The organism is Pseudomonas oryzihabitans (genome assembly GCF_007665395.1).
Taxonomy (GTDB): Bacteria; Pseudomonadota; Gammaproteobacteria; order Pseudomonadales; family Pseudomonadaceae; genus Chryseomonas; species Chryseomonas psychrotolerans_C.
Genome location: NZ_VDND01000011.1, coordinates 1 through 17,322 on the forward strand (window position 1 = coordinate 1; position 17,322 = coordinate 17,322).

Here is a 17,322-nt window from a genome sequence, read left to right on the forward strand (position 1 = left end):
CCCATGTGAGAGTAGGTCATCGTCAAGCGCCTAACACCCAGCACCCCCGCTCAGTTCATTCTGGCGGGGGTGTTGTCTTTGGGGCGGAAGAAAGTCGAACGGAGTTCGGGCATGCCGTTGCTGCACCTGCTGAGTGATGGAAAGTTCCATTCGGGCGTCGAGCTCGGTGAAGCCTTGGGCGTCTCCAGGAGCGCCATCTGGAAGCGGCTGAAGACGCTCGAAGAAGACTTCGGTGTCGAGGTGTTCAAGGTGCCGGGACGGGGCTACCGCCTGGAAGAGCCGCTGTCGCTGCTCGATGCCGAGCGGATCGCCCGCCAGGGCGGTTGGCCCGTCACGGTCCTGGCGTCCATCGATTCCACCAATGCCGAGGCGCAACGTCGCCTGCAGCAGCAGGAGCCGCCGCCGTTCGCCCTGCTCGCCGAGCACCAGCAGGCCGGCCGTGGCCGCCGGGGCCGCGCCTGGGTCAGCCCCTATGGCAAGAATCTCTATCTCACGTCCGTGGTCGCCAGCCAGGGCGGCATCCAGAAGCTGCAGGCGCTGAGCCTGACCATGGGGCTTGCGGTCATCCGCACCCTGCAGCGGCTGGGCGTGGAGGATGCCTGGTTGAAGTGGCCCAACGATGTCCTGGTCCGGGGTCGCAAGCTGGCCGGCATTCTCATCGAGCTTTCGGGTGATCCTCAGGACAGCTGCCAGGCCATCATCGGGATCGGCATCAACGTCAACATGCGCCTGGCCGACAACATCGACCAGCCGTGGATCTCCATGGCGGAGGCCCTCGGCGGGCTGCAGGATCGCAATGAAGTCGCCAGTCTGCTGCTGCAGGAGATCGATGGCCTGTGGCAGATTCATCGCCAGGCCGGATTCGCCGCCCTGCGCGATGAGTGGGAGCGTTATCATGGCTGGCAAGGTCGAGCGGTAACCCTGTCTTCGGGGGTTCGCTGTATCCAGGGCACAGTGGAAGGAGTTGCCGAAGATGGGGCTATTCTCATGCGGGTGAACGGGCAGACGCAGGCGTTCAGTGGTGGCGAATTGAGCCTGAGCCTAGATCATGATTCTTGAACTCGATTGCGGTAACAGCCTGATCAAGTGGCGGCTGCTCGCCACCGGTGCCGACGTGGTCGCCACCGGTATCGTCGACAGCGACGATGCCTTGGTCGCTGCCCTGTCGCAACCAGATACCCCGCCTGTGGCGGCTTGCCGGCTGGTAAGCGTCCGCAGTGACGAAGAGACCCAGCAGCTCAAGGAGCGCCTGACCGCCACCTTTGGTATCCCCTGTCACCAGGCCCTGCCGGTGGAGGTATGGAACGGTGTGCGCAATGGCTACCGCGATCACCAGCGCCTGGGCATGGATCGCTGGCTGGTGATCCTGGCGGCGGTGCGGCTGGCCGAAGGCAAGGCCTGCGTGGTCCTCGACCTGGGCACCGCGGTCACCTCGGACCTGGTCGATGCCCAGGGCGAGCATCAGGGAGGGTTCATCTGTCCGGGGATTCCGTTGATGCGTCGGGAACTGCAGACCCATACCCGCCGTATCCGCTACGATCCACATTGGGCCAGTGGTGAACGCTACGAGGCGCCGGGACGCACGACCATAGAGGCCGTGGAGCGTGGCTGTCTGTACATGCTCAAGGGTTTCGTCCGTACCCAGTACGAACTGGCTCAGGAGATGTTCGCCGAAGGGTGCGAGGTCTTCCTGACCGGGGGTGACGCGGAACTGGTCAAACATGTCGTTCCGGGTGCGCGGATCGTGCCCGACATGGTGTTTGCTGGATTGGCTTTGGCGTGTCCGCTCGAGAACGAATGATGCGTTGGTTGTTTCTGCTGCTGGTGGTACTGAACGTTTTCTACTACATCTGGCACCAACAACAGGTGCCTTTGCTGGGTAAGGAAATCGCCCCTCTGGCGTTGTACAAAGGCGAGCGTGAGAACATTCGCCTGTTGAACGAGACGGCATCCGGTGACGCTGTGCGGCGTCAGTGACGGCGGTACCCTTCGATGAGGAGCGAAGATGCTGACGCTAGGTAATCTCTGCCTGTTGCTGGGTGCGATCGGCATCGGCCTGTGGTTCTGGCATGGCCGGGGCATCCGCGAGCGGGCCTTGCTGCTGGCGGAGCAGGAGTGTCGGCGCCGGAAGGTGACGCTGCTCGATGGCGCCGTGGCCTTCTCGCGTCTGCGCTGGCTGGCCGACGCCAAGGGTCGCAAGCGACTGGCACGGCTTTTCTCCTTCGAATTCACCGTGACCGGCGAGGAGCGGCTCGATGCCTCCCTGGTTCTGTTCGGCAAGACGCTGGCCAAGGTCGAGTTCGCCCCCTTCGTGGTGGCCGAGGTCGAACGTCCGGCGGCGGATTCGGTGGTGGCTTCGGCCCCGGCCTATCAGGCCAAGCCCGAGCACGGCCAGGTGGTCTATCTGGACCAGTGGCGGCAGCGCCAGCGTACCGAGACCAGCCGCCGGCAAGAGCCGGAGTAAGCTCCGGCGTTTTATCACTCCCTCTTCCCTTTCGTAGTGCCGACGATCAGCCCCGGCTGATTCGTTTTGGCTTTCTGCTTCCTGCCATGTGATCCCTGATGTTCAGCCCTCTCGTTACCTTTCCTGCGCTCTATTTCGCTACGTTGCTGATGTTGGCCGGCTCCGGTCTGTTCACCACCTATATCGGTCTGCGACTGACCGAGCAGGGGGCGGGGGATATGTGGACCGGCGCCCTGATGGCGGCCTATTACTTCGGACTGGTGTGTGGCGGCAAGTTCGGCCATCGGCTGATCGCCAGCGTCGGCCATATCCGCTCCTATGTGGCCTGCGCCGGTGCGGCGACGGTCACGGTGCTCATCCATGCCCTGGTCGATGACCTGAACGTCTGGATCGCGCTGAGATTCGTCATGGGCGTGGTGATGATGAACCAGTACATGGTCATCGAGAGCTGGCTCAACGAGCAGGCGGAGAACCACCAGCGCGGCAAGGTGTTCGCCGGCTACATGGTGGCGGTGGACCTGGGCCTGGTGATCGGCCAGGCGCTGCTGGCCTGGCATCCGCAACTGGATTACAAGCCGCTGCTGCTGGTGGCCATCTGCTTCGCCGCCTGCCTGATTCCGCTGGCCATGACCCGCCGGGTGCACCCGGCCAAGCTGGTGGCGGCGCCGCTGGAGATCCGTTTCTTCTGGCAGCGGGTGCCCCAGTCGCTGGTGACCATCTTCACCGCGGGGCTGCTGGTGGGGGGCTTCTATGGCCTGGCGCCGGTATTCGCCAGTCGCAGTGGCCTGGATACGGCGCAATCGAGCTTCTACGTCGGACTGTGCATCGTCGCGGGCTTCTGTGCCCAGTGGCCGCTCGGCTGGCTGTCGGATCGCCTCGACCGCTGCAAGCTGATCCGCGCCAATGCGGTCCTGCTGTGCCTGGCGGCGGTGCCCCTCTGGGGGCTGGTCACCTTGCCCTATCCCTGGCTGCTGGCCGCCGGATTCGTCTCGGGCATGCTGCTGTTCACCCTTTATCCACTGGCGACGGCCTTCGCCAATGACCATGTCGAGCCCGAGCGGCGGGTGGAGTTGTCGGCGATGCTGCTGACCACCTATGGCGTCGGTGCCTGCATCGGACCGCTCCTGGCCGGCGCGGCCATGCAGCACTTCGGGCCGGGCATGTTCTATGTGCTGACCTCGGCGTATGCGGTGATCCTGATCGTCTTCGTGCAGCCTCGTTTCGTCAGTGGCGAGCACCGGCTGGAGGCGGCGCCCCTGCATCACGTGGCGATGCCCGATACGGTGAGTCCGATGGCGGCGGCGCTGGATCCACGGATCGACGAGGTGCCTCAGGAGCTGGTGGTGGAAGCACCCGCCAGCATCGGGCCGGGCAGCGACAAGACCCGTTGAGCGAGCCCGGCGCAAGGCCGGGCAGGAAGGGGCGGCAAGGCTCAGGCCTGGCGGGTCTGGGCAGCCTCGATCAGGCGGTCGAGGGTCTGGGCCGAGCCGTTTTCGGCGACGAAGCGATCCTGCAGGCGATGCTGTTGGCGTTCGATCAGGCGACCCATGGGGCGCTGGCCGGATTCCTCGGCCACTGCGTCATTGCCGAGGCGCTGTTGCTGGTCTTCGATGACCTGACCCAGGGGGCGCAGGCTGGACTCCTCGGCGATCCGGCGTTCCTGGAGCTGGCGTTGCTGCTGCTTGATGACCTGACCCAGGGGCCGCAGGCTCGATTCCTCGGCGAGGGTGCGGTCTTGCAGACGCTGTTGCTGCTGCTTGATCAGTTGGCCCAGCGGGCGTTGGCTGGACTCTTCGGCGACCTGGGTGGCCGCGCTCGGGGTGAAGGTGAAGTCCTGGGCGAAGGTGTTCAGGGCCAGGGCGGTCAGGGCGAAGCCGAAAGCGATACGCAGGTTCATTGTGGTGTCCTCGGGGGAAACTGTTCTGGAGTGAGTTCAGTATCCGGATGAGGACGGCCAGGAAAAAATAGACTGGCGAGATAGTCACTATCATCGTCGTCGATGACCTGAGCGAAACGCCTAGCCTCCCGTCGATGATTCCCCTGCATTTCCACGGGTTATCTGGGCATTACCGAACAGCTGGCGCAAAGCCTCGGCATAGTCGCGCGTCCCTATCACCATGCTGTTGGAATGGGTACCGCCGGGTACCAGCAACAGGCGCTTGGGCGGGCGTGCCGCGGCGTAGAGGGCTTCGCTGAAGCGCGGCGGGACGTAGCGATCGTCGCTGCCGTGGACGATCAGGACCGGCAGGTGGACGTCGGGGATCTTGGCCAGGGAGTCGAATTTCTCCGACATCAGCCAGCGCAGGGGAAAACGGGTGTCGATCACCGCCGAGGCGGCATCGGCCAGGGTGGTGAAGGTGGATTCGATGATGAGACCGGCCGCGCCAGGGTAGTCGCCGTCCGCATCCCCGTCGCGGGCGATGCGCCAGGCCAGATCCACCGCCACGGCGCCGCCCAGGGAGTGGCCGTAGATGTATCTCTTGCTCGCCTCGGGTTGCAGTTTCTGCAACTGCTGCCAGGCGCTGTGGGCATCCTGATAGACGCTGCGCTCGGAGGGTAGCTCGCCCGGGCTTTCGCCGAAGCCGCGATAGTCGATGGCCAGCACCGAGTAGCCCAGTTGGCGCAGGGTGGCGATCCGGCGTACCTGGGCAGTCAGGTTCCAGCGGGTGCCGTGCAGATAGAGCACCGCGGGCGCATCCGGGTGGCGCGAGGGCCACCACCAGGCGTGGAGGTAGTCGGTGCCGGTCAACCCGCTGCTGACCGGGATGTTGATCTGGCGGACGCCCTCGGGGACGCCGGTGAACCAGCTGGCGTTGCCCGGCTCGATGCTGAACACCCATAGCCGTTCCCGATAGGCCAGTTCCGAGCAGCCGTAGGGTACGCCGACGCCCAGCAACAGGGTGACGAAGAGCAGGGGGATCCAGCGACGGCGGAGCAGGGTGGCGAGCGACATGGACGTCTCAGCTGCGGGAAGGGGCGGGACAGGGGCGTTCGTCGCCTTGGGCGAACCCCCGCTTCGGTTGCACAGTCATCCCTAGGACAGCGACCCCAATGACCCCCAACGTGAGGTGAGCCATGAGTGCCACGGCCAAGAAGAGCGATCCCGACCTCTGGGAAAAGGTGAAGAAAGAGATTACCGAGGGCGACAAGGGCGGCAAGCCCGGTCAGTGGTCGGCGCGCAAGGCGCAGCTGGCGTCCCAGGAGTACCAGAAACGCGGGGGTGAATACCAGGGCGGCAAGGCCAAGGACAACCACCTCCAGCAGTGGACCGACGAGAAGTGGGATACCCGCTCCGGCAAGAAGTCCGAGGATACCGGGGAACGCTACCTGCCGGAAAAAGCCCGGGAGTCGCTGAGCAAGGAAGAGTACGAGCGTACCACCCAGCAGAAGCGCCGTGACACGCGCCGGGGCAAGCAGCATTCCAAGCAGCCCGCCGACGTCGCGCGCAAGACGGCGGCCGCGCGCAAGTCGGGTCTGGCCGCGCTCACCAAGGACGAACTGATGAAGCGCGCCGCACGCCGTGAGGTTCGCGGCCGGTCGCGCATGAAGAAGGACGAACTGGTGCAGGCGTTGCAAAAGGCAGGTGAAAAATGAGCACCAAGAAGGCTTCCAACGACGACAAGAAAGACGCCAAGAAAGAGGTACGCAGCGAGTTCAAGCAGGTGGTCAACATGACCCCGGGCCAGCTGCGCAAATGGCTCAGCGGTGACACCAGCAAGGGCGTGGGCATGACCAAGGGTGGCAAGAAGGTCAAGGCCGCCAACGATGGCAAGGCCGTCGGCCACGCCATGGGCGAGCGTATCCTGGAGCTGAAGGGCAAGCGCCAGGCCGAGCTGGAAGAGGATGACTACAAGGCCATGCGCAAGGTCATCGGCTACGTGCATCGGCACCTCAAGCAACGGCCGGAGGGCGACATCGAGGACTCGCGCTGGCGCAAGTCGCTGATGAACTGGGGGCATGATCCCTTGCGCGACAAACGCAGTGCCTGATCTCGACGAACCGCAGCCCAGGCTGCGGTTTTCTTTTTGCCAGCAAGTACTTGGCGAGCTGTGCGGGCGAATTCACAGGCAACTGTGACGGCGCTGGGAGGGCCAGGGGGAGTAGGGTAGCAGCCTATCAATTCGTCTGAGGTTTCGAGGAGTCGTGCATGTCACCCAGGGATCTGCTGCTGGCGTTGGTCGTCATCCTGGCCTGGGGGGTGAACTTCGTCGTCATCAAGCTCGGCCTGCATGGCGTGCCGCCGATGTTGCTGGGCGCCTTGCGCTTCTGCCTGGCGGCCTTCCCGGCCATTCTGTTCGTCCGTCGACCCCAGGTGTCCTGGCGGCTGCTGCTGGCCTACGGCGCGACCATCTCGCTGGGCCAGTTCGCCTTCCTGTTCTCGGCCATGTACGTGGGAATGCCGGCGGGCCTGGCGTCGCTGGTCCTGCAGGCCCAGGCGTTCTTCACCCTGGCCTTCGCCGCCACCCTGCTGGGAGAACGGGTGCGACGGGCCAGCCTGGTCGGGCTGGCGGTGGCGGCACTGGGCCTGCTGCTGATCGGCAGCGAGCACGGGGTGACCATGACCCTGGCCGGTTTCCTGCTGACCCTGGCGGCAGCGGCGATGTGGGGGCTGGGCAACATCGTCACCAAGAAGATCGGGAAGGTCGACATGCTCGGCCTGGTGGTCTGGGGCAGCCTGATTCCGCCCATTCCCTTTTTCATCCTGTCCTGGCTGCTCGAAGGACCGGAGCGGATGGCTGCGGCGCTGTCTTCGCTGTCGGGTAATTCCGTCTTCGCCATCGTCTATCTCGCCTTCATCGCGACACTGCTCGGCTATGGCATCTGGAGTCGGCTGCTGTCGCGCTATCCGGCCGGCCAGGTGGCGCCCTTCTCCCTGCTGGTACCGGTGGTGGGGCTGAGTTCGGCCGCGTTATTGCTGGGTGAGCAGATGACCACCCAGCAGGAGCTGGGCGGCCTGGCGGTCATGCTCGGCCTGCTGATCAACGTCTTTGGCGGGCGATGGCTGGATGCCCGAGGCAGCGTCTCTCGCAATGCATGATGTTGCACGTTTGTATTCGTTGATGCATGATCAGCTGATCCCCTTGGAGTTTCAGCATGAATGCAGCCATTCACCTTCCCGAAGAGCGCCAGGCCGCCATCCTGGCCTTGCTGCGTGAGCACGGCCGGGTACTGTCGGCCGAGCTGGCGGTCACCTGGGGCATTTCCGAAGACAGCGTGCGGCGTGACCTGCGCGAACTGGCGCGCCAGGGGCTCTGCCGCCGGGTGTATGGCGGGGCGCTCTCGCTGTTGACGCCGCCGGAGGCGCTACCGGCCCGTATCGGCCAGCACGAGGTGGCCAAGCGGGCGCTGGGGCAGGCCGCGGCGGCGCTGGTACAGCCCGGGCAACTGCTGCTGCTGGATGCCGGCTCGACCAACCTGGCCATCGCCCAGGCCCTGCCGGTCGATCACGACCTGACCGTGGCCACCAATGCCCCGGTCATCGCGACGGCGCTGCTGCAGCGCCAGGGTATCCGGGTGTTGATGATCGGGGGGCTGGCCGTACCGGCGTCCGGTGCCTGCCTGGGCGCGCGGGCACTGCGTGATCTGCGCGGGGTCCGGGCGGACCTGGCCTTCCTCGGCACCTGCGCCCTGGCGCTGGAAACCGGGGTGACCGGCTTCGACCTGGAGGAGGCCGAGTTCAAGGCCGCGGTGGCCGAGCAGAGCAGCGAGGTCGCCGTCGCGGTGACCGCCGAGAAGCTCGACAGCGTGGCCTTCTACCACGTGCTGGACCTCGGCCGGGTGAACCATCTGGTGGTGGACGCCGAGCTGGGCGAGGAGCGCCTGCAACCCTATCGAGCGGCCGGGCTGCAGCTGCACCAGGCCAAGCCCGACTGCTAGTCCTCTTCTGCAAGGATCACCATGACCACCGCCGCCTTGCGCCGCCAACGCCGCGCCACCTTCACCGTCTTTCTCGCCAATGGCTGCGGGATCGGCGGCTGGGCCGCCGCCATCCCCGAGCTGAAGCGCGATCTGGCGCTGGGGGACGGCCAGCTCAGCCTGGTACTGCTCGCCGTCGCCCTGGGCGCCATGCTCACCATGCCCTTCGCCGGCGTGCTGGTACCGCGCCTAGGGGGTACCGGCCGCCTCACCCGCTGCAGCATCCTCGCCTTCGTGCTGGTGCTGAGTTGGCCGGGGGCGGCGCCGTCGTTGCTCTGGCTGCTGCCCGCCGCGCTGCTGCTGGGCGCCTGCAACGGGCTGATCGACGTGGCCATGAATGCCCATGCCAGCGATGTCGAGCGGCGCTGGGACGGCCCCCTGATGTCGTCCTTCCATGCCGCCTTCAGCCTGGGCGGTTTCCTCGGCGCGGGGCTCGGGGCGCTGGTGCTGCACCTGGGCGCCTCGGCGCTGCTGGTGCTGCTGGCGGCGGCCCTGCTCGCGCTGGTCCTGGCGCTGCCGGCCGCCCTGGCGCTGGACGAGGGCGATCGCAGTCCGGTGAGCCATGCCTTGCGCCTGCCGGATCGGCGGGTGCTGGCACTGGGCTTGATCGCCCTGGGCTGCCTGATGCTGGAAGGCGCCATGACCGACTGGAGCGCCGTCTACCTGGACCAGGTGGGCGGGGCGACGCCAGTGGTGGCGACCCTCGGCTACGCGGCCTTCTCCCTGACCATGCTGATCGGTCGCCTCTGCGGCGATGGCATCCGGCGGCGCTTCGGCGGCCCCCAGGTGATCTCCGGCGGCGCGCTGCTGGCCACCCTGGGGCTGGCCGTGGCGGTGCTGCTGCCGGCCCCCTGGACGGCGATCCTGGGCTTCGCCCTGGTCGGCCTGGGCCTCGCCAACGTGGTACCGGCGGCCTTCAGCGCGGCGGGGCAGGTGGCCGAGACCCCGGCCACCGGTATCGCCATGACCGCCACCGCCGGCTACCTGGGTTTCCTGCTCGGTCCGCCGTTGATCGGCGCCGTGGCAGGGCAGGTGGGGCTGCGCGGCAGCCTGCTGCTGTTGACCCTGATCGGGGTGGCGGTGGCGCTCCTGGCGCTGCGCCAGCGCAAGCCATGATGTCTCGCCAGGGAACCCCGCTGCGCTGAGCAGACCCAAGAGGGAACGGAAATCCAAGGAGGCGGCCATGACGCGCCCACGCAAGATCCTCGCCTGGCTGCTGGGAATCATCCTGCTGCTGCTCGTAGTACTGGTGGTGGCGTTGGCCACCTTCGACTGGAATCGGCTCAAGCCGACCCTCAACGAGCAGGTATCGAACGCCTTGCACCGGCCGTTCGCCATCGAGGGCAACCTAGGCGTGGTCTGGCAGCGCGAGCCTGACGAGGGCGGCTGGCGCGCCTGGATCCCCTGGCCGCACATCGCCGCCGAGGACCTCAACCTGGGCAATCCGGACTGGGCCAAGGAAAAGACCTTCGTCCATCTCGACCGGGTGCAACTACGGATTTCGCCGCTGGCGCTGCTGGCCAAGCAGATCTACATCCCGCGCATCGCCCTCACCGGGCCGGTGGTGAATGCCCAGCGGCTGGCCGATGGCCGCAACAGCTGGACCTTCGAGACCGCCGAGAAGGATCCCCAGGCCGAACCCTCGCCCTGGACGGTGGACATCGGCACCATCGGCTTCGATGCCGGCCAGGTCGGTTTCGACGATGCCCAGACCGCGACGCGCCTGCGGGCGCGGATCACCTCGCTGGATGCGCCCATCGCCTATGCCGATCTGGTGGGCAAGCAGGGCACCTCGCGCCAGCGCGCCAACGTCAAGCAGACCCAGGCCTTCCAGTTCGCCGTGGCAGTGGAGGGCAGCTACAAGCAGGTGCCGGTCAGCGGTCGTGGCCAGATCGGCGGCCTGCTGGCGCTGCAGGATGCCGACACGCCGTTCCCCATCCAACTGGATGCCCGCGCCGGAGAGACCCGGGTGCAGCTGTTCGGCACCCTGACCGATCCGCGGCGCCTGGGCGCCCTGGATCTGCACCTGGTGCTGGAAGGCAAGAGCCTGGCCCAGCTCTATCCGCTGACCGGGGTCACCCTGCCGGAGACGGCGCCCTATGCCACTGACGGTCATCTCACGGTCAAGCTCAACGACCCGGCGGGCGCGCGCTTCAGCTACGAAGATTTCAACGGCCGGGTAGGCAAGAGCGATCTGCACGGCGACGTGCTGTTCACCGGTGGCCAGCCGCGGCCCAAGCTCAGCGGCACCCTGCGCTCCGATCAGTTGCTGTTCGAAGACCTGGCCCCTCTGATCGGCGCCGATACCAAGGAGCAGCAGGTGGCCAAGGGCGAGACCAGCAAGCAACCGGCGGACAAGGCGTTGCCGGTCTCCGAATTCCGTACCGAGCGCTGGCGCGCCATGGACGCCGACGTGCGCTTCACCGGCAAGCGCATCGTGCAGAACGCGCAATTGCCGATCACCGACCTCAACACCCATGTGCGCCTGACCGACGGCGTGCTGCTGCTCGACCCCCTGCGTTTCGGCGTGGCGGGCGGGGACCTGAACACCACGGTCCGCCTCGAGGGCAACCAGACGCCACTGCGCGGACGGGTCGACCTCCATGTCCGCCGGGTGAAGCTCAACCAGCTGTTCCCTACGGTGGAAACCATGAAGCGCAGCATGGGTGAGCTCAATGGCGATGCCACCCTGAGCGGCACCGGCAATTCGGTGGCGGCCCTGCTGGGCACCAGCGATGGCGACCTCAAGCTGTTGATGAACGATGGCCGCATCAGTCGCAGCCTGATGGAACTGGCGGGACTCAACGTGGGCAACTACCTGGTCGACCGGCTGTTCGGCGACGACGAGGTGGAGATCAATTGCGCGGTCGCCGACCTCGACTTCAAGAAGGGCCTGGTCCAGCCCAAGGTGTTCGTGCTCGATACCGAGAACGCCCTGATCAACATCACCGGCACCATCAACCTGGCGAACGAGCGGCTGGATCTCACGGTGGATCCCCACAGCAAGGGGCTGCGCATCTTCTCGCTGCGTTCGCCGCTCTATGTGCAGGGCACGCTGAAGAATCCGTCGCCGGGGGTAAAGGCGCTGCCGCTGGCCGCGCGCGGTGCGGTGGCGGCGTTGCTGGCCACCTTCGCCGCCCCTGCCGCTGGTCTGCTGGCGCTGGTGGCGCCGAGCAACGAGCAGGGCGCCCAGTGCAGCGCGCTGCTGCAGCAGATGCGCTCTGGGCGCTGAATTGGCGTCCATCATCGGGGGACTTGACAGATGACCGTTCGGCGGCAGGTGGCGATGGGGGAAGAACCGCTCTGGTTGGCCAGGCTCTATACCTGTAACCCGAGTCGGGCAGCCTTTTCGCGGAGATCTCTCATGCGTGACGACACCGATAGCCATTACGAAATCCACTACAAGTTGCTGGGCGAGAGCTACACCGACCGCATCAGCAACCTGGACGTACCCATCACCGACGTGGTCCGCGACCTGGCCTGCCGGCACCTGGATGCGATCAACGACGAGCGCTTCCAGCTGGCCGACATCGAGTCGGGCCAGGCACTGGTAGCCTTGCACGACGTCTCCATCCACCGCGTCTCGCCGGAAGCGCCATGAGTCGCGCGCTGCGAGGTGGATGGCTGGCGCTGGCCGTGATGGGCCTGGCTGCCTGCTCCACCGAGACGCTGGTGACCTTGCAAGACGGTACCCAGTACATCACCGAGGATCGTCCCAATACCAAGACGGCCGACGGCTTCTACGAATTCACCGATGTGGCCGGTCGCCACGTGCGAGTGAAGGCGTCCGACGTGGCCACCATCAAGGCGGAAGACTGACGAGGAGACTGCCATGCCCCGCGGCGACAAGGCGAAGTACAGCGACAAGCAGGAACGCAAGGCCGAGCACATCGAGGAGAGCTACGAGAAGAAGGGCGTCTCCGAGGATGAAGCCGAAGCCCGGGCCTGGGCGACGGTGAACAAGCAGTCCGGCGGCGGCGAGAAAGGCGGTTCCGGCAAGAGCAAAAGCGACACGGCCAAGCGTGCCGATCGCAAGGATTCGGCTCGACGCGCAGTAGCGACTAAGCAAGGGCACTCACCGAACGGTGGCCGGGCTACGGCACGGCGGTCGCGCAGCGGCAGCACTTCACTCAGCGAGATGACCCGCGATGAACTGGTGAAGAAGGCCGCCGAGCAAAATGTGAGGGGCCGTTCGCGGATGAAGAAGGACGAATTGATTCGCGCCCTGAGTTGAGACTCTGGTACGCACGAAAAAGCCGGACAGCGTCCGGCTTTTTCTTTGCCTGGGTTTCAGCTAGGCAGCAGGCGGCAGGTCAGGCTCTTGATGTAGCGGGTTTCCGGGATCGCCGGGTGCACCGGGTGATCCGGGCCCTGGGCACCGCGCTCGAGGATCTGCAGGTTGCGGTCCAGGTGGCGGGCACTGCCGAGCAGGATGTTCTGCAGGTCGTCTTCCGGCAGGTGCATGGAACAGGAGGCGCTGACCAGGATGCCGTCCTTGTTGAGCAGGCGCATGGCCTGTTCGTTGAGGCGACGGTAGGCGGCCTCGCCGTTCTTCAGGTCCTTGCGCTTCTTGATGAAGGCTGGCGGGTCAGCGACGATGACGTCGAATTTTTCCTCACCGGCCTTGAGCTCCTTGAGCGCCTCGAAGACATCGCCTTCGACGCACACCAGCTTTTCAGCCAGGCCGTTGAGGGCGGCATTGCGCTCCACGCCATCGAGGGCGAAGCCCGAGGCATCCACGCACATGACCTCACTGGCGCCGAAGGCGGCAGCCTGCACGCCCCAGCCGCCGATGTAGCTGAACAGATCGAGCACCCGCTTGCCTTCGACATAGGGCGCCAGGCGCGCCCGGTTGAGGCGGTGGTCGTAGAACCAGCCGGTCTTCTGGCCTTCGCGCACCGGGGCTTCGAAGCGCACGCCATTCTCCTCCAACGCCACCCAGTCGGGCACCTCGCCGTAGGCGACCTCCACGTAGCTGCCGAGGCCTTCGGCGGCGCGGGCGCTGCCGTCGTTCTTCCACAGCACGCCCTGGGGCTTGAACACCTGCAGCAGGGCGGCGAGGATGGCCTCGCGCTGGCGCTCCATGGTCGCCGAGGCGATCTGCACTACCAGGATGTCGTTGAAACGGTCCACCACCAGGCCGGGCAAGAGGTCGGAATCACCGTAGACCAGCCGATAGCAGTGGCTGCCGAACAGACGCTCGCGCAGGCTCAGGGCCACCTTGAGGCGATGCACCAGCAGCGACTTGTCCAACGTGTAGCCGGTATCACGGGAGAACAGGCGGGCGCAGATCAGGTTGTTCGGCGACAGGGCCACTACGCCCAGCGGCTTGCCGCTGGTGGTTTCCAGGATGGCCTGGTCGCCCGGCTCGAAGGCGGTGAGCGGCGTGGCGACGACGTCCACCTCGTTGCTGTACACCCAGAGGTGCCCGGCGCGCAGACGGCGGTCGGCATTGGCTTTGAGGCGCAGGCGAGGCAGGGTCATGAAGGTCTCCGGCGAAGGGGGCAAAAGCGCGGAATTATAGCGCAAAGCCATCCGCCTGGGCCGGCCGTCAGTCCCGCTGGCTGACCTCGATGTCGCTCAGCCCGGCTTCCTGGGCGCGGCGGGCGATGCTCGGCTGGGCATGACGTTCCCAGGGCGCATCGACCACCACCTGGGGTTCCTCGACGTGCTTGATCAGCAACTGCAGCACGGCTTCTTCGTCGGTGACCGGTTCGAAGCTTTCCAGCTCGTGGGTGAGCGGCTCGCCGTTGAGGCGATAGCTGATCTGGTAATGGTGCAGCGTGTGCATGGGCGCAACCTCGATCGCGGGGGACTAAGCGATGGACCCCGCGAGGCGGCGCCGGTTGCGTCAGCCGCCGAGGGTATCGAGGATCGGGCAGTCGGGGCGGGCATCGCCCTGGCAGCAGGAGACCAGCTCGGCCAGGGTGCTGCGCAGGCGACTCAGCTCGGCGATCTTCAGTTCCAGTTCGGCGATGTGCCGCTTGGCCAGCGCCTTGACGTCGGCGCTGGCGCGCTGGCGGTCCTGCCAGAGGCTGAGCAACTGGCGGATCTCCTCCAGGCTGAAGCCCAGCTCCCGCGAACGGCGGACGAAGGCCAGCACCCGCAGGTCTTCCGCGCCGTACTGGCGATAGCCGCTGTCGGTGCGGCCCGCGGGGGCCAGCAGACCGATCCGCTCGTAATAGCGCAGCATCTTGGCGGTGAGCCCACTGGCCTTGGCGGCCTGGCCGATGTTCATGACGGGAGGTCTCCGGACGGGCGCCAGCGGCCGAGCAACAAGGCATTGGCCAGGACGCTGACACTGGAAAAGGCCATGGCGGCACCGGCATAGACCGGATCGAGCAGGCCCAGTGCCGCCAGGGGTAGGCCGATGACATTGTAGATGAAGGCCCAGAACAGATTCTGGCGGATCTTGCGCTGGGTTCGGCGGGCGATGTCCAGTGCCGCCACCACCTGGCGCGGGTCCTCCTGCAAGAGGGTGATGCCGGCCGCATGGCGGGCCGCAGCGGTGCCCGAGCCCATGGCGATGCCCAGTTCGGCGACGGCCAGTGCCGGGGCGTCGTTGAGGCCGTCGCCGACCATGGCGATGCCGCCCCGGGTGCCTTGCAGGCGGGCGATCACCGCGGCCTTGTCGGCGGGCAGTACCTCCGCCTCCCAGTGTTCGATTCCGAGCGCCTCCGCGACCTGGCGGGCGCTGCCGCGGTTGTCGCCAGTCAGCAGCCAGCTGTCGATGCCGTCCGCGCGCAGTCGGGCGATGGCGGCGGCGGCGCCGGGGCGGAGCTCGTCGCCGAAGGCCAGCAGCCCCAGTGCCCGCGGCTGGTCACCGGTTTCCAGCAGCCAGGAGAGGGTGAGGCCCTGGTCTTCCCAGGCCCGGGCGGACTCGGCCAGGGCCCCGGCGTCCAGCCCCTGTTCAGCCAGCACCCGGACATTGCCCAACAGCAGCGGTCGTCCCTGCCAGCTGCCTTGCAGGCCGCGGCCGGGGAGGGCGCGGACGTCGGCGGCCGGCGGGGTGTCCAGGCCACGTTCGCGGCAGGCCAGCAGGACGGCAGCGGCCAGGGGATGCTCGCTGCCTCTTTGCAGGCTGCCGGCCAGGCTCAGCACGTCGCGCTCCTCGCTGCCGGACGCCGTGGCCAGCTGGCGTAGCCTTGGCTGGCCGGCGGTCAGGGTGCCGGTCTTGTCGAAGACCACGGTGGTGATGCCCTGGGCACGCTCCAGGGTCTCGGCGTCCTTGATCAGGATGCCGTGGCGCGCCGCCACCCCGGTACCGGCCATCAGCGCGGCCGGCGTGGCCAGGCCCAGGGCGCAGGGGCAGGCGATAACCAGCACGGCGACGGCGGCGAGCAGGGCGGTTTCCAGGTCGTGGCCGGTCAGCAGCCAGCCGAGCAGCGTAACCAAGGCCAGGCTGACCACCACCGGGACGAAGACTTGGCTGATTCGATCCACCAGTTGCTGGATGGGCGCCTTGGTGGCCTGGGCGTCTTCCACCAGGCGGATGATGCCGGCCAGCACGGATTCGCCGCCCAGGGCGGTGACCTCGATCTCCAGGTTGCCTTCGCCATTGATGGCGCCGCCCACCACCTCGTCGCCGGGGCCCTTGGCCACGGGACGGCTCTCGCCGGTGAGCAGGGCCTCGTCCACCTGGCTGTCGCCCTGGCGGATACGACCGTCGGCGGGGATGCGTTCGCCCGGACGGATCTGCAGGCGATCACCCAGCCGCAACCGATCGAGGGCGACGTCCTCCTCGTTGCCGTTGGCATCCAGGCGACGGGCCTGCTCGGGCCGCAGGGCTTCCAGGGCGCGCAGGGCGGCACCGGTACGACGCTTGGCGTGGGCCTCCAGGTATTTGCCGAGGCGGACCAGGGCGATGACCATGGCTGCCGTCTCGAAATAGAGATGGGGACTGTCCTTGACCAGCCAGAGATAGAGACTCAGGCCGTAGGCGGCGCTGGTGCCCAGGGCGACCAGCACGTCCATGTTGCCACTGCGGGCGCGCAGGGCATGCCAGGCGCCGCGATAGAAGCGGGCGCCGACCAGGAACTGCACCGGGGTGGCGAGCAGGAATTGCAGCCAGGCGGGCGGCATCAGGTGCCAACCGAAGGGCGCCAGCAGCATGGGCAGCACCAGGGGCGCGGCGAGCAACAGCGCCAGCGCCAGTTCCAGCTGTTCCCAGGGCAGTCCCTGGCGGGCAGCGGGGCGGTCTGCTGCGGCGAGGCGATCCACCGCCCCGTAGCCCGCGGCCTCCACGGCGTTGATCAGGGTCCGTGTCTCGACGGCGGCCAGGGTCTTCACCCGCGCCCGGTCGCTGGCCAGGTTGACCTCGGCCGCCAGCACGCCGGGTACGGCGTACAAGGCCTTTTCGATGCGCCCGGCGCAGTTGGCGCAGCTCAGGCCGGACAGTGCCAGGTCATGCTCGGCCTCGGCCACCCGGTAGCCGGCGGCCGTGACCGCCTGGGCCAGGGCCGGCGCCGCCTCGGCCGGGGCGCTGACCCGCGCCTTTTCGCTGGCCAGGTTGACGCCGGCGGCGGTGACCGCCGGGACCTGCCGCAGGGCGCGCTCGACCCGGCCGGCGCAGGCCGCGCAGGTCATGCCGCTGATGGAGAGTTCGAATTCGTGCATGGGGCACCTCCTGTCACCAGTGTTGACCTTGACCCGAGGTCAAGGTCAACACTGGAACCCAATCCTGGCCGCGACGTCAGGAGAGAGAGGGTCAGACAACCAGGAGCAGACCATGCATGTCATCAAGGTGAGCGGAATGAGTTGCAGCCACTGCGTGAGCGCCATCGAGGCCGCGGTGCTCAAGGTCGATGCCCGTGCCCGAGTGGAGGTGGACCTCAAGGGGGGCGAGGTACGCATCGACAGTGCCGCGGAGGACGCGCCCTTCCGCGCGGCCATCGAGCAGGCGGGTTACACCGTCGCTGGCTGAGTGGCTTCGCGCCGGACCA

Annotated in this window: 21 protein-coding genes; 15 read left to right on the forward strand and 6 right to left on the reverse strand. The window is 67.0% G+C overall.

All coding sequences use genetic code 11. From position 1 onward, the window contains the following. Positions 1-111: 111 nt before the first annotated feature. The 5 genes from birA to FSV73_RS19835 all read left to right on the forward strand — a co-directional run bounded on the left by birA (position 112) and on the right by FSV73_RS19835 (position 3,855). Positions 112-1,059, forward strand: a complete 948-nt coding sequence (birA, locus tag FSV73_RS19815) for a bifunctional biotin--[acetyl-CoA-carboxylase] ligase/biotin operon repressor BirA (RefSeq protein ID WP_145010287.1) — start codon at positions 112-114, stop codon at positions 1,057-1,059. Beyond that, a complete protein-coding gene (locus tag FSV73_RS19820) occupies positions 1,049-1,801 on the forward strand; it encodes a type III pantothenate kinase (protein ID WP_145010290.1) in 753 nt (250 codons plus the stop codon). The genes birA and FSV73_RS19820 overlap by 11 nt, the downstream gene beginning before the upstream one ends. Further along, positions 1,798-1,977 (forward strand): hypothetical protein, encoded by a 180-nt coding sequence (locus FSV73_RS19825; RefSeq protein ID WP_145010293.1) that lies wholly within the window; start codon positions 1,798-1,800, stop codon positions 1,975-1,977. The genes FSV73_RS19820 and FSV73_RS19825 overlap by 4 nt, the downstream gene beginning before the upstream one ends. Before the next feature lie 28 nt (positions 1,978-2,005). Further along, positions 2,006-2,464, forward strand: coding sequence for a DUF3301 domain-containing protein (locus FSV73_RS19830; RefSeq protein WP_145010296.1), 459 nt, complete (start codon positions 2,006-2,008; stop codon positions 2,462-2,464). 98 nt (positions 2,465-2,562) lie between these two features. Continuing rightward, entirely contained in the window at positions 2,563-3,855 is a 1,293-nt protein-coding gene (locus FSV73_RS19835; RefSeq protein ID WP_145010299.1) for an MFS transporter, read from the forward strand. A 41-nt stretch (positions 3,856-3,896) separates the two neighbouring features. Here FSV73_RS19835 and FSV73_RS19840 read toward each other — a convergent pair whose 3' ends face one another. Both FSV73_RS19840 and FSV73_RS19845 read right to left on the reverse strand, forming a co-directional pair. Further along, a complete protein-coding gene (locus FSV73_RS19840; RefSeq protein WP_145010302.1) occupies positions 3,897-4,361 on the reverse strand; it encodes a hypothetical protein in 465 nt (154 codons plus the stop codon). 120 nt (positions 4,362-4,481) lie between these two features. Continuing rightward, positions 4,482-5,417 carry an alpha/beta hydrolase gene (locus tag FSV73_RS19845; RefSeq protein ID WP_145010304.1) on the reverse strand — a complete coding sequence of 312 codons (936 nt, stop codon included), beginning with the start codon at positions 5,415-5,417 and terminating at the stop codon, positions 4,482-4,484. A 122-nt stretch (positions 5,418-5,539) separates the two neighbouring features. On the opposite strand from FSV73_RS19845, the gene FSV73_RS19850 reads away from it, so the two are divergent. From FSV73_RS19850 to FSV73_RS19890, 9 genes are all read left to right on the forward strand, one after another. Further along, positions 5,540-6,058: a hypothetical protein gene (locus tag FSV73_RS19850; RefSeq protein WP_145010306.1), complete on the forward strand. Its 519-nt coding sequence runs from the start codon at positions 5,540-5,542 to the stop codon at positions 6,056-6,058. Then, positions 6,055-6,453 carry a DUF3140 domain-containing protein gene (locus FSV73_RS19855; RefSeq protein ID WP_145010309.1) on the forward strand — a complete coding sequence of 133 codons (399 nt, stop codon included), beginning with the start codon at positions 6,055-6,057 and terminating at the stop codon, positions 6,451-6,453. The genes FSV73_RS19850 and FSV73_RS19855 overlap by 4 nt, the downstream gene beginning before the upstream one ends. Positions 6,454-6,611: 158 nt before the next feature. Next, positions 6,612-7,502: an EamA family transporter gene (locus FSV73_RS19860; RefSeq protein ID WP_145010312.1), complete on the forward strand. Its 891-nt coding sequence runs from the start codon at positions 6,612-6,614 to the stop codon at positions 7,500-7,502. 56 nt (positions 7,503-7,558) lie between these two features. Continuing rightward, the gene (locus FSV73_RS19865; RefSeq protein WP_145010315.1) at positions 7,559-8,341 is read left to right on the forward strand and encodes a DeoR/GlpR family DNA-binding transcription regulator; all 783 of its coding nucleotides are present in this window, start codon (positions 7,559-7,561) and stop codon (positions 8,339-8,341) included. A gap of 21 nt (positions 8,342-8,362) precedes the next feature. Then, entirely contained in the window at positions 8,363-9,496 is a 1,134-nt protein-coding gene (locus FSV73_RS19870; RefSeq protein ID WP_145010318.1) for an MFS transporter, read from the forward strand. A gap of 67 nt (positions 9,497-9,563) precedes the next feature. Then, a complete protein-coding gene (locus FSV73_RS19875) occupies positions 9,564-11,612 on the forward strand; it encodes an AsmA family protein (protein ID WP_145010321.1) in 2,049 nt (682 codons plus the stop codon). A gap of 132 nt (positions 11,613-11,744) precedes the next feature. Then, entirely contained in the window at positions 11,745-11,981 is a 237-nt protein-coding gene (locus FSV73_RS19880; RefSeq protein ID WP_058765520.1) for a hypothetical protein, read from the forward strand. Beyond that, positions 11,978-12,199, forward strand: coding sequence for a YgdI/YgdR family lipoprotein (locus tag FSV73_RS19885; RefSeq protein WP_145010324.1), 222 nt, complete (start codon positions 11,978-11,980; stop codon positions 12,197-12,199). The genes FSV73_RS19880 and FSV73_RS19885 overlap by 4 nt, the downstream gene beginning before the upstream one ends. A 13-nt stretch (positions 12,200-12,212) precedes the next feature. Continuing rightward, positions 12,213-12,614 carry a Rho termination factor N-terminal domain-containing protein gene (locus tag FSV73_RS19890; protein WP_145010327.1) on the forward strand — a complete coding sequence of 134 codons (402 nt, stop codon included), beginning with the start codon at positions 12,213-12,215 and terminating at the stop codon, positions 12,612-12,614. A gap of 56 nt (positions 12,615-12,670) precedes the next feature. On the opposite strand, the gene FSV73_RS19895 is transcribed toward FSV73_RS19890, so the two are convergent. From FSV73_RS19895 to FSV73_RS19910, 4 genes are all read right to left on the reverse strand, one after another. Continuing rightward, positions 12,671-13,864 (reverse strand): class I SAM-dependent rRNA methyltransferase, encoded by a 1,194-nt coding sequence (locus tag FSV73_RS19895; RefSeq protein WP_145010330.1) that lies wholly within the window; start codon positions 13,862-13,864, stop codon positions 12,671-12,673. A 67-nt stretch (positions 13,865-13,931) separates the two neighbouring features. Then, positions 13,932-14,171, reverse strand: a complete 240-nt coding sequence (locus FSV73_RS19900) for a hypothetical protein (RefSeq protein ID WP_145010333.1) — start codon at positions 14,169-14,171, stop codon at positions 13,932-13,934. 60 nt (positions 14,172-14,231) lie between these two features. Further along, positions 14,232-14,618: a Cu(I)-responsive transcriptional regulator gene (gene cueR, locus FSV73_RS19905; protein WP_145010336.1), complete on the reverse strand. Its 387-nt coding sequence runs from the start codon at positions 14,616-14,618 to the stop codon at positions 14,232-14,234. Further along, entirely contained in the window at positions 14,615-16,996 is a 2,382-nt protein-coding gene (locus FSV73_RS19910; RefSeq protein ID WP_145010339.1) for a heavy metal translocating P-type ATPase, read from the reverse strand. Before FSV73_RS19910 ends, cueR begins: the two co-directional genes overlap by 4 nt. A gap of 112 nt (positions 16,997-17,108) precedes the next feature. On the opposite strand from FSV73_RS19910, the gene FSV73_RS19915 reads away from it, so the two are divergent. Next, positions 17,109-17,303, forward strand: coding sequence for a cation transporter (locus FSV73_RS19915; RefSeq protein ID WP_145010342.1), 195 nt, complete (start codon positions 17,109-17,111; stop codon positions 17,301-17,303). Positions 17,304-17,322: the final 19 nt, after the last annotated feature.